The sequence below is a fragment of the Vibrio sp. VPAP30 genome, from assembly GCF_001188205.1.
Lineage (GTDB): Bacteria > Pseudomonadota > Gammaproteobacteria > Enterobacterales > Vibrionaceae > Vibrio > Vibrio bivalvicida.
In genome coordinates this window covers 30,734-42,288 of the sequence record NZ_LBLS01000034.1, presented here as the reverse complement: position 1 = coordinate 42,288, position 11,555 = coordinate 30,734, and the positions used below count along the sequence as shown (strand labels likewise).

General features: G+C 45.5%; 9 protein-coding genes. 8 read left to right on the top strand and 1 reads right to left on the bottom strand.

Annotated features, from left to right (window positions below; translation table 11 throughout):
* Window positions 1–76 precede the first annotated feature (76 nt).
* From lepB to acpS, 6 genes are all read left to right on the top strand, one after another.
* The gene (gene lepB, locus ZX61_RS14680) at window positions 77–973 is read left to right on the top strand and encodes a signal peptidase I (RefSeq protein WP_049845375.1); all 897 of its coding nucleotides are present in this window, start codon (window positions 77–79) and stop codon (window positions 971–973) included.
* A 148-nt stretch (window positions 974–1,121) separates the two neighbouring features.
* Window positions 1,122–1,799 (top strand): ribonuclease III, encoded by a 678-nt coding sequence (rnc, locus tag ZX61_RS14675; RefSeq protein WP_049845374.1) that lies wholly within the window; start codon window positions 1,122–1,124, stop codon window positions 1,797–1,799.
* Window positions 1,792–2,769, top strand: a complete 978-nt coding sequence (gene era / locus ZX61_RS14670; protein WP_049845373.1) for a GTPase Era — start codon at window positions 1,792–1,794, stop codon at window positions 2,767–2,769. The genes rnc and era overlap by 8 nt, the downstream gene beginning before the upstream one ends.
* Window positions 2,770–2,871: 102 nt before the next feature.
* Complete coding sequence (gene recO / locus ZX61_RS14665) at window positions 2,872–3,594, top strand: DNA repair protein RecO (protein ID WP_049845372.1); 723 nt, start codon at window positions 2,872–2,874, stop codon at window positions 3,592–3,594.
* Entirely contained in the window at window positions 3,591–4,322 is a 732-nt protein-coding gene (gene pdxJ, locus ZX61_RS14660) for a pyridoxine 5'-phosphate synthase (RefSeq protein ID WP_049845371.1), read from the top strand. Before recO ends, pdxJ begins: the two co-directional genes overlap by 4 nt.
* A gap of 2 nt (window positions 4,323–4,324) precedes the next feature.
* Window positions 4,325–4,705 carry a holo-ACP synthase gene (gene acpS, locus ZX61_RS14655; RefSeq protein WP_049845370.1) on the top strand — a complete coding sequence of 127 codons (381 nt, stop codon included), beginning with the start codon at window positions 4,325–4,327 and terminating at the stop codon, window positions 4,703–4,705.
* 21 nt (window positions 4,706–4,726) lie between these two features.
* Here acpS and barA read toward each other — a convergent pair whose 3' ends face one another.
* Window positions 4,727–7,516 carry a two-component sensor histidine kinase BarA gene (gene barA, locus ZX61_RS14650; RefSeq protein ID WP_049845369.1) on the bottom strand — a complete coding sequence of 930 codons (2,790 nt, stop codon included), beginning with the start codon at window positions 7,514–7,516 and terminating at the stop codon, window positions 4,727–4,729.
* A gap of 183 nt (window positions 7,517–7,699) precedes the next feature.
* On the opposite strand from barA, the gene rlmD reads away from it, so the two are divergent.
* Both rlmD and relA read left to right on the top strand, forming a co-directional pair.
* Entirely contained in the window at window positions 7,700–9,019 is a 1,320-nt protein-coding gene (rlmD, locus tag ZX61_RS14645) for a 23S rRNA (uracil(1939)-C(5))-methyltransferase RlmD (RefSeq protein WP_049845368.1), read from the top strand.
* Window positions 9,020–9,091: 72 nt separating this feature from the next.
* Window positions 9,092–11,311 (top strand): GTP diphosphokinase, encoded by a 2,220-nt coding sequence (relA, locus tag ZX61_RS14640; protein WP_049845367.1) that lies wholly within the window; start codon window positions 9,092–9,094, stop codon window positions 11,309–11,311.
* Window positions 11,312–11,555: the final 244 nt, after the last annotated feature.

Sequence of the window (11,555 nt, the reverse complement as noted above, 5' to 3'; positions counted from 1 at the left end):
GCTTGAAACAAATTTAATTGGTAAGTGGAAGGGTTTCGGCTCTTTCACTTTCGTATTTTTGAGATAAGGGAAGTCAATGGCGAATACATTTTCACTCATCCTAGTACTTGTTACTTTGGTGACCGGTGTTGTCTGGGTCTTAGAAAAATTGGTTTTTGCCAAGAAACGTCAAGCGAAAGTGGCCGAGGTCGAAGCTCAAACTAACGGTTTAGATGCTGCCATTGTTGAAAAAGTGAAAACGCAACCTTGGTGGATTGAAAATAGTGTGTCTATTTTCCCTGTCATTGCTGTTGTCCTGGTACTACGCTCATTTATTTATGAACCATTTCAGATCCCATCGGGGTCTATGATGCCAACGCTTTTGGTTGGTGACTTTATTTTGGTTGAAAAATACGCATACGGATTGAAAGATCCGGTTTGGCGTACTCAGTTAGTAGAGACAGGTAAACCACAACGCGGTGATATCGTGGTATTTAAGTACCCACCACAGCCAAGCATCGATTATATTAAGCGTGTTGTAGGCCTTCCGGGTGATACCGTGCGTTACAACAGCAAAAAAGAAGTCTGCATTCAGTCTCAAGGCGACACAAGCTGTCAGCCAGTGAGACTGTCTAACGTTGAAGAGAGCCAATTCATTCAAAATGGCATTCCACTGATTCAGTTGGATGAAAAACTAGGTGAAGTTGGTCATCAAATTTTGGTTAACCCACTGCGTCGCGACCGTGTTGAGTTGTATCAACCACGTAATGGCGTCAACGAATGGGTCGTACCTGAAGGTCAGTACTTTGTTATGGGTGATAACCGCGACAACAGTGCAGATAGCCGCTACTGGGGTTTTGTTCCAGAGGGCAACCTAGTCGGTAAAGCGGTCGGTATTTGGATCAGCTTCGAGTTTGAGCGTGATGCAGATAGTGTTTTACCTTCTTGGATTCCAACTGGTGTTAGGTTTAACCGCATCGGTGGTATTAACTAAATTTTCGTCATAGTTGGTACCACAGCGTTGTTGACTGCATAAATCCACCTTAATCACATAGAGCCTCTATGTTCATAGGGCTGGATTTATTTGTCGCCTAGCTGTGAAATCAACTATTTAGAAAATTCGAAATTATGAATGAGAGAGCATGAATTCTCCTATTGCAAAACTAGAGAAAAAGCTCGGTTATCAATTTAATGATGCTGAGTTAATCAGTTTGGCACTGACACACCGCAGTGCTAATGGAAAACATAATGAGCGTCTTGAGTTTCTGGGCGATTCAATTTTAAGTTTTGTCATTGCTGATGATCTTTATCATCGTTTCCCGAAGGTCAATGAAGGGGACATGAGCCGTATGCGTGCCACACTAGTACGTGGAAACACGCTGGCGGAGCTAGGTCGTGAATTCGAACTAGGAGATCACTTAAAATTAGGTCCAGGTGAATTAAAAAGTGGCGGTTTCCGTCGTGACTCAATTCTTGCCGATGCTGTAGAAGCCATTATTGGTGCCATCTACCTTGATAGCGATATCGAAGTCGTACGTGGCATTATTCTGAGCTGGTATAAAACGCGTCTTGATGCAATCAAGCCGGGAGTTTCGCAAAAAGACCCGAAAACGCGTCTTCAGGAGTTTCTTCAAGGGCGAAGAAAGCCGCTACCTGCTTATACAGTGACTAATATTAAAGGTGAAGCACATAACCAAGAGTTTACGGTTTCGTGTGAAGTGGCAGGTATTGGACAGCCTGTTATTGGTAAAGGCACCAGCCGCCGCAAGGCAGAACAAGCGGCTGCTGAATTAGCACTAGAGCAATTGACCAATGACTGATTCAACTGACAACAACGAATTTGATATCGACACGTTTTTCTCATCGAACAGTGAGAAAGAGAGCTCGCCAGAGAACCAACACTGTGGCTTTATTGCGATCGTAGGTCGCCCTAATGTAGGTAAGTCGACACTGCTCAACCGCATCCTTGGGCAGAAGATTTCGATTACATCACGTAAACCGCAGACGACTCGTCACCGTATTATGGGTGTTGATACTGAAGGTGATTATCAAGCAATTTACGTTGATACACCGGGACTACATATCGAAGAGAAGCGCGCAATCAACCGCTTGATGAACCGCGCTGCGAATTCTTCGTTAAGTGATGTAAACCTAGTGTTTTTCCTCGTTGATGGTACGCACTGGACTAACGACGATGAAATGGTGTTGACTAAGCTGCAGAAGTCTAACTTCCCTGTGGTTTTGTGTGTCAACAAGGTCGACAACGTCCAAGAACGCAATGAAGTCATGCAACACATGATGGATATGTCGAAGAAAATGGAGTTTGTTGACGTAGTGCCTATCTCGGCAAAACAAGGCAAAAACATCGACGTACTGCGTAAACATGTTCGCGACCATTTACCTAAAGCGACGCACCACTTTCCTGAAGAATATGTGACTGACCGATCTCAGCGCTTTATGGCGTCAGAGATTGTGCGTGAAAAGCTTATGCGTTTTACCGGTGAGGAATTACCTTACTCGGTAACGGTTGAGATTGAGCGTTTTGATTACAACCCGGAAACGGATGGCTTCCACATCAATGCCCTTATTTTGGTTGAGCGTAACGGCCAGAAGAAGATGGTAATTGGTAAAGGTGGAGAGAAGATCAAAACGATTGGTCGTGAAGCGCGACTAGATATGGAAGAGCTGTTCGGCCGCAAGGTTTACCTAGAAACTTGGGTAAAAGTAAAATCTGGTTGGGCGGATGACGAGCGAGCACTGCGATCTCTTGGCTATATTGACGATCTATAAGCTGCGCGAGGCTAAATGCTTCGCTCCGTGCAAGACGAAATAAGGAGCCAGATGGCTCCTTATTTTTTATCATAATTATTTAATAATTCTGTGGCAGATTTTATGTCCTCTGAAGGTTTACAACGCTGCTTTGTTTTACACCGCCGCCCTTACAGCGAGTCGAGTTTGATTCTCGATGTGTTTAGTGAGGAGTATGGCCGTGTGACGTTAATGTCAAAAGGGGCTCGAAGCAAACGTTCGAACCTCAAGGGCGCGTTGCAACCTTTTACCCCGCTGCTACTTAAATGGTCGGGTAATGGCTCAATGAAAACTTTGCGTCAAGCCGAGCCGATCAGCCTTGGTTTGCCTCTGACGGGAATCAACCTCTATTCGGGGATGTACGTCAACGAATTAGTGGGGCGAGTGCTCATGGCAGAAGTAGCTATGCCCGCTTTATTTCACGATTACTTACATGCACTGACGGAATTGGCTCAGTGTGACAATCCTGAACCCGCCCTGAGACGATTTGAACTCGCACTGCTTTCTTCGATGGGCTACGGCGTTGATTTTCTGCATTGTGCTGGTACGGGTGAACCTGTTGACCCCAGCATGACATATCGCTACCGAGAGCAAAAAGGGTTTATTGCTTCAGTACGTAAAGATAATCTCACTTTCCATGGCAGTGAACTGATCGCCATTAGTGAACGTAGATTTACCACAAAAGAACAACTTAAAGCGGCAAAACGCTTTACACGTATAGCATTAAAGCCGTATCTTGGCGGCAAACCATTAAAAAGCAGGGAACTCTTTCTTAGCATGGTTCCCAAACGGAGTATTGGAAAATGAGCTCAATTTACCTAGGTGTCAATATCGACCACATTGCAACGCTACGTAACGCGCGCGGTACTAAGTACCCAGATCCGGTTCATGCTGCTGAAATTGCAGAGCGTGCGGGTGCTGATGGTATTACGATCCACCTACGTGAAGATCGTCGCCATATTGTTGATCGTGATGTGCGTATTCTGCGTGAAACACTACAAACGCGTATGAACCTAGAAATGGCCGTCACTGACGAGATGGTTGAGATTGCACTTAACACTAAACCTGAATACGTCTGTCTTGTACCAGAGAAACGTGAAGAACTAACAACGGAAGGTGGCTTGGATGTCGCAGGATACCTCGAGAAAGTAAAAGCAGCAACCCAAACGCTAACCGAGGCTGGTATTAAAGTGTCTCTGTTTATTGATGCAGACCGTGAGCAAATTGATGCAGCAAAAACGTGTGGCGCACCATTTATTGAATTGCACACTGGTCATTATGCAGATGCGGAAACTGAAGAAGATCAGCAAGATGAGCTGAAGAAAATTGCTGCTGGTGCAAGCTATGCAGCTGATCTCGGTATTACCGTAAACGCAGGGCACGGTCTGACTTACCACAACGTGGCACCGATCGCAGCAATCCCAGAGATTTTTGAGCTTAACATTGGCCACTCGATTATTGGTCGTGCGGTATTTGATGGCTTGCACAAAGCGGTTGCTGACATGAAAGCGATTATGGTTGAAGCGCGTCGTTAAGCATGGCAATTGTTGGTTTAGGCACAGATATCGCAGAGATCGAACGTATTGAAAAAGCGCTTGGTCGAAGTGGTGAGCCATTTGCTAAGCGAATACTGACTAAAGCAGAGTTAGAAAAATTTGCTACTCTCAAACAGCAAGGACGCTTTCTGGCTAAGCGCTTTGCAGCGAAAGAGGCTGCATCAAAAGCATTAGGTACTGGTATCGCACTTGGCGTCAGTTTTCATGACTTTGAAATCACCAACGATGAGTTAGGTAAACCAGTGCTAAGTCTGTCAGGTACAGCCTTGGAACTAGCCAAACAAAAACAGGTGGAGCATATCCACCTGTCTATTTCTGATGAACGGCACTATGCTGTCGCCACCGTTATTTTAGAGAGCTAACTGTTTAGCTCTCTTCCATTTTTAGGTTTCCAAATAAGGTCTAGCGCTCGCGACCACTTTCTCCATCTCATCTTGTAGCTCGAATAACTCAGGTTCGATATCCTCAATAGCAGAACCTGAACGTAACGCTTTCTCTATTGCCGCACAGACATTTTTTAGCCTCGGTACGCCGCAGTATGAGCTGCTGCCATGCAGTTTATGCACATGATGAATCAACTGCTCAATATCAAAATGGTCATCTTCGAGCGCGGCGTCAACGATGGAGCTGACCTCTGGAATATAGTCGACCAACATCTTGAGCATATCACGTGCTAGATCCTCTTTATTGGCAGACTGTTTAAGCGCGGCTTGCCAGTCAATGATCATATTGTTGTGCTCAGTTGGAGGAGACTCCTCGATTTGGCTATCGATAGAAAGCGCACCAGTAGTGATCTCTAGTTTTTCTAACTCTTGCTCATTGGTGTGTGGGTTCCAATGCATCAAGACTTGTTGCAGTACATGCTCTTCGATAGGTTTGGTGAGGTAGTCATCCATGCCAGCTTGAAGCAGTCGATCTCGTTCACCGCTCATCGCATGAGCGGTAACGGCGATAACTGGTGTATTAGCGTTTAACTCAGTTTGTTTAATCTTATTACAGGCGGTCACACCATCCATATGTGGCATTTGAATATCCATGAGGATGATATCAAAGTGCTGTACTTCGGCTTGCTTAACCGCATCGACACCGTTAGTACAGGTAATCACGCTTTCAACGCGTTCTTGAAGTAGAGCACTGATCAGTTTCAAGTTCGCAGGATTGTCGTCAACTGCCATGACTCTAAGCGGTAAGGTCTCGTTACTTTCTTCAGGGCTTTCAAGCAGTAGAATACTTTCTTGATTGGCGGCTAAGGTCTGCAGCAGCTTCCTACGCGAGAGTGGCTTAGTGATACAGTGAATATGGTATTGCTGAATCAAGTGATCAGACAGCGCCAATGCCGTGCTTGGCGTACCCACCACCACGTGCGGAGCACAGCGCATTGCTTGTTCGACCATTAGCTGCACTGAGTTGGTATCGTTGTCTTTACTTGGAGAAAGGTTGAGAAGCACATAATCAAAGCTTTCGGCTTCTTCAGGTAGAAAAGAACGATAGGTAACTATCAAGCCTTCTTGAACTAAGGTTTGCTGGATGACTGAGGCAGCTTGCATATTTGGCTCGACCAGTAACAAGGTACGCTGTCGTAATGCTTGGGTTTCAACAAGATCGCTAACAGGCATATCTGTTGATGATAGGCGTAAGGTAAACCAGAATGTGGAGCCTTGGTGGAGGCGGCTGGTGAGACTTATTTCACCACCCATCTGGCTAACCAGTTTTTGGGTGATAACAAGACCTAGTCCTGTACCGCCATAGCGTCTTGATATACTGGCGTCAGCTTGGCTAAAGGCCTGGAAGAGTTGTGATTGCTGGCGCTCGGAAATACCGATGCCTGTGTCGCGTACCATAAACTGCAGCTCAACCGAATCGTCTCTTTGTGAGCGGAGTTCAACGCTGATATCAATGTTACCTCGCTCAGTGAACTTAATCGAGTTGCCGACCAAATTGGTCAGAACCTGCTGAATACGTAAGGGGTCACCGACAAGACCGGTTGGTATCTTAGGATCAACTTTTAGCGTCAGCTCTAGTCCTTTTTCGTGGGCGCTGGTGGCTTGTAAGCTAACCACTTCTTCAAGCGAGCCTTGGAAATCAAATGGGATATTTTCCAGTGCCAGTTTGCCAGCCTCCAGTTTCGAGAAATCAAGAATGTCATTGATAATATTGAGTAGGTTGTTAGCTGATTTTTCGATGGTTTGTAGATAATCTGTTTGGCTGTTGGTCAGGGTTGTCTTAAGCATTTGGCGGGTAAAGCCAATCACTCCATTGAGAGGAGTACGTAGCTCATGAGACATATTAGCTAGGAATTCCGACTTCACGCGGGCAGCTTCTTGCGCACGTTTTTTCGCGATATCGAGTTCGACGTTTTGAATTTCTAACTGTTCTAAGGTTTCTCGTAAGTCAGAGGTGGCTTGGTCGATACTGTGCTGCATTTCCACATGGTACTCAGACAGAGATACAGCCATCGCATTAATACCGTTTTTCAGTGAGTCCAACTCACCATGCATCTTACCTTCGATACGCACATCTAAATGACCACGGCGAATTCGGTCGACCATGTTTTTCATGTGCGAGATTGGTCGAGTCACATCGTACATCAAGCGGTACGCAAAGACGGCGGATAAACCTAAACCGATCAGCAAGACTAAAAACGCAGAGAAAATTTCTTGATACTGTTGCAAGCGCAATGAAGAAAGATCGAGTTCGATAGCAACATAGCCAAGAGCCGGATTTGAATTTGGTCCTTTCATGGTGGCGACAAGCCCAGATTCGGCAATGACAGGTGCACGAAGAATTAAGGTATTTTCTTGTAAGTCTGAACTGACCAGAAGTGGAATCGGTTTATTGCGCGGAAAGGTCAGTAGCTCAAAGTTTGGGTGGAAGTTCGAAGTAACAAACAGTTCGTGGTTGTAATCGAACACAGCGATACTGCGAACAAATTTAGAATTCTTACGATGGGCGTAGCTGATGATACGGCGCACTGATTCGCGGCTGTTATTCTTTAATCCATCTTCACTGGCGATCGCCAGCGGTTCGATAATACTTAATCCTGAATTAATAACCTGCTTTTCTAAGTCGTGATAGCGGTTGAAAGAGAAAAAAGCACTCAGAAGTAGTCCGATAATTAGCGTCGGCGCTAAGGTAAGAGTAATAACGCGGGCGCGTAAGCCATATCTTGTCATTATTGTCTAAACATCGTGGTGTGGATATGGGAAAATAACTTCCAAAATAAAAGAAGCCGTCGAAGTAATCACCTAAGCATAATCAACTCAGTCGGCTCAGACAATGATTCAAGCGTAAAAGCTTGGGACACAAGCAGCAATTCGAGCAATAGGCCGTAAGGTCATAAATAGTAGGCACAAAGCATGGCGCGTTTTTTCCAACCAAAGAAGAAAACTCAACTGAATACAAAACATCAATCGCTGACGATTGAAAAGTTGGATCATCACGGCGCAGGTATGGCCTACCAGAATAAAAAGCCCATTTTTATAGAAGGTGCTCTGCCAGGTGAACAAGTTCTCGCTCAACTGACAGAAAGTAAGAGCAAGTTCGCCCGGGCAAGGTTAATTAAGATTCAAAAAATAAGCGAGCAACGTATAGAGCCATTTTGCAAACACTATGCTGAGTGTGGCGGCTGCAATATGCAGCATTTGTCTATTGAGGCACAGCAAGAGTACAAACAGCAGACTTTGAGCCAACTGATGAGTAAGTTTGCTGGGCAAAGTGTCGCTTTAGACGCACCAGTAATGGGAGATGAGCGTAGCTATCGTCGCCGTGCCCGCGTTAGTATCAAGCTGAACAAGAAAACCCGTGAGTTAGAGTTTGGGTTTCGCAAAAAACAGAGCAAAGATATCGTGAACGTCACTCATTGCCCTGTGCTTGATACCGAGCTAGATAGCTTGTTAGCACCTCTTTATCAGCTACTGAAAGGCTTCTCAAACCAAGAAGATATTGGTCATATCGAATTGGTTAAGGGGGACAATGCCAAGGTGATTGTGCTACGCCACTTAAAAGCACTGAAAGAGGGTGAGCAGCAAGCGCTTGAAGAGTTTGCTTGTCAGAATCAGGCAAGTCTGTATCTGATGCCGGAAACTGATCAACTTAATCATGTGCTTGGTGAATCTGCCCACTATTTAGAAGCTGGTGTGACGATTCCGTTTGAACCTAATAATTTCATCCAAGTTAACCAAAAAGTGAATCAGGCAATGGTTGAGCAAGCGTTGTCTTGGCTTGAGCTGAGTGAGAAAGACAGGGTATTAGACCTATTTTGTGGTTTGGGCAACTTTAGCTTGCCAATGGCAAAGCAGGTGGCGAGTGTTATCGGGGTCGAAGGCGTTGAGGCCATGGTTGAAAAAGCGACAAGTAATGCCCAAATTAATGGTATTAGCAATATCGCTTTTTATCAGGCTAATTTGGAACAAGATATGTCTGGTCAGCCCTGGGCAGTCGAAAAATTTGATAAAATACTGCTTGATCCTGCAAGGGCGGGAGCCAGCGGTATTGTCGAGCAGTTGTCGGCATTGGGTGCCAGTCGAGTTGTGTATGTCTCATGCAACCCAGCCACCCTCGCCAGAGACTCACAAAGTTTGCTAGATCAGGGCTATAAATTGGAAAAATTAGCTATGCTCGATATGTTTCCGCATACAAGCCATTTAGAATCTATGGCGCTCTTTGCAAAGGATTAACACGAACTTCCTTGGTCGTCAGTAGTCTGAACATGGGCAGTTCGATAATAGAAAAAGAACAGGACGAAAATAATGGTTGCGGTCAGAAGCGCACATTTAAATCAAGACGAACAGTTTGAGCTAGATAAGTGGATTTCTAGCTTAAGGCAAGACCCTAAAATATCTAAGCGCTTAAAAGAAGTATACCTCCGTGGTGAGGCTGTTTTGCAAGATAAGGAGCAAGGCCCGCTACTCTTGTGGCGTGGGCGCGAAATGGTCGAGATCCTTATTACATTATCAATGGATAAAGCGACCCTAGTCGCGGCGTTATTATTCCCACTGGTTTCAAGTGATGCATACGGCCGAGAGCAGTTCGAAGAAGATTTTGGTAAAGAAACCATTAAGTTGATCGACGGTGTAGAAGAGATGGCCGCGCTAGGTCAGCTAAATGTGACACTTGAAGGTAGCGCAGCTTCTTCTCAGGTCGACAATGTACGCCGTATGTTGTTGGCGATGGTCGATGATTTCCGTTGTGTGGTGATTAAACTCGCGGAACGCATCTGTAACCTGATTGAAGTTAAGAAAGCACCGGATGAAGTGCGCCGAGCAGCAGCGCAAGAGTGTGTCAACATCTATGCTCCACTGGCTAACCGCCTAGGCATAGGTCAGTTAAAGTGGGAAATCGAAGATTACGCATTTCGCTACCAACAGCCCGATACCTACAAGCAGATAGCTAAGCAGCTCTCTGAGCGCCGTATTGTGCGCGAGCAGTACATCAAAGATTTTGTTGATGACCTGACATCTGAAATGAAGACCTCTTCTATTAATGCTGAGGTGAGTGGGCGTCCAAAACATATCTACAGCATCTGGCGAAAAATGCAGAAGAAAGGGCTCGCTTTTGACGAGCTATTCGATGTTCGAGCGGTACGTATTATCGCTGACAAACTGCAAGATTGTTATGCGGCACTAGGTACGGTGCATACCAAGTATAAGCACTTGCCAAGTGAGTTTGATGATTATGTAGCAAACCCTAAACCTAACGGTTACCAGTCGATTCACACCGTTATTCTCGGCCCTGAAGGCAAGACGATTGAGATTCAGATTCGTACTAAAGACATGCACGAAGATTCTGAACTCGGCGTCGCGGCACACTGGAAATACAAAGAAGGTGGCGGTGGCCGTAGTGGTTACGATGAGAAGATTACTTGGTTGCGTAAGCTACTTGACTGGCAAGAAGAGATGTCTGATTCGGGTGAAATGCTCGATGAACTTCGTAGCCAAGTGTTTGATGACCGAGTGTATGCGTTTACTCCACGTGGTGACGTAGTCGACCTACCTATGGGCGCGACACCGCTCGATTTTGCATACCACATTCACTCCGAAGTGGGCCACCGCTGTATTGGTGCTAAAGTCGCTGGCCGTATTGTGCCATTTACTCATAAACTGGCAATGGGTGATCAGGTTGAGATTATCACCTCGAAAGAGCCTAATCCATCACGTGACTGGCTAAACCCATCAATGGGCTTTGTCACTTCAGGTCGAGCACGCGCAAAAATTAATGCTTGGTTCCGCAAGCAAAGTCGTGAGAAAAATGTTGAAGCAGGGCGCGATATCCTTGAGGTTGAGCTGCAAAAAATTGGTGCGACGTTAAAAGACGCAGAACAGTATGCGTTGAAACGCTTTAACGTCAACAGCACTGATGAACTGTATGTTGGCATCGGAAGCGGTGATTTACGTATCAACCAAGTGATTAATCACATCAACGCCTTGGTAAATAAACCAACGGCAGAGGAAGAAGATCAACAAGCTCTTGAGAAGCTGCAAGAGGCAGAGAGTAAAGCACCAGCGCAAAGTCGTCCTAAGAAAGATGCGGTCGTGGTTGAAGGGGTTGATAACCTGATGACCCACCTTGCACGTTGTTGTCAGCCCATCCCTGGTGATGAAATTGCAGGTTATATTACACAAGGGCGCGGCATTTCAGTCCACAGAGCAGACTGTGAACAGCTAGAAGAGCTACGTCACCATGCACCAGAACGTATTATCGAAACGGTTTGGGGCAGCGGCTTTGTCGGCTCTTACATCTTAACTGTTCGCGTTGAAGCGATGGAACGTGGTGGCTTGCTTAAAGACATCACTAGCTTGTTTGCTAATGAGAAGATCAAGGTTACCAGCATGAAAAGTCGTGTTGATTACCGTACTCAAATGTCGATCATGGACTTTGATTTGGAAGTGACCAACGTTGAAATTCTGACTCGTGTGTCTAAGCGAGTAGAACAAATAAAAGATGTCATGTCGGTAAAACGCCTCGGCTAACTTTCACGTTGTACTTGTCACTTTTACGGCGTTAACTGCGTTTTCTTGCTCCATCACATAGGCGAGCTATGCTCAGGAGTCGCGAAAACTTGTTGCCTTGTTAAAGTAACAATTACTTAGTGAAAGTAAAAACGAATGTTGTCATTCCCTACAGTGAGGGACGAACGCGATAGGGAATCTCTTAAAGTAATTAGAGATCTCTAAGTCGTTCAGGCTTACTCTGTAAGATGACAGATTAAAATTA

What these genes read in the sequence shown, in the direction of transcription:
- era (WP_049845373.1), top strand. Translation starts at nt 1,792, where the DNA reads ATGACTGATTCAACTGACAACAACGAATTTGATATCGACACGTTTTTC.
- lepB (WP_049845375.1), top strand. Translation starts at nt 77, where the DNA reads ATGGCGAATACATTTTCACTCATCCTAGTACTTGTTACTTTGGTGACC.
- acpS (WP_049845370.1), top strand. Translation starts at nt 4,325, where the DNA reads ATGGCAATTGTTGGTTTAGGCACAGATATCGCAGAGATCGAACGTATT.
- relA (WP_049845367.1), top strand. Translation starts at nt 9,092, where the DNA reads ATGGTTGCGGTCAGAAGCGCACATTTAAATCAAGACGAACAGTTTGAG.
- recO (WP_049845372.1), top strand. Translation starts at nt 2,872, where the DNA reads ATGTCCTCTGAAGGTTTACAACGCTGCTTTGTTTTACACCGCCGCCCT.
- pdxJ (WP_049845371.1), top strand. Translation starts at nt 3,591, where the DNA reads ATGAGCTCAATTTACCTAGGTGTCAATATCGACCACATTGCAACGCTA.
- barA (WP_049845369.1), bottom strand. Translation starts at nt 7,516, where the DNA reads ATGACAAGATATGGCTTACGCGCCCGCGTTATTACTCTTACCTTAGCG.
- rnc (WP_049845374.1), top strand. Translation starts at nt 1,122, where the DNA reads ATGAATTCTCCTATTGCAAAACTAGAGAAAAAGCTCGGTTATCAATTT.
- rlmD (WP_049845368.1), top strand. Translation starts at nt 7,700, where the DNA reads ATGGCGCGTTTTTTCCAACCAAAGAAGAAAACTCAACTGAATACAAAA.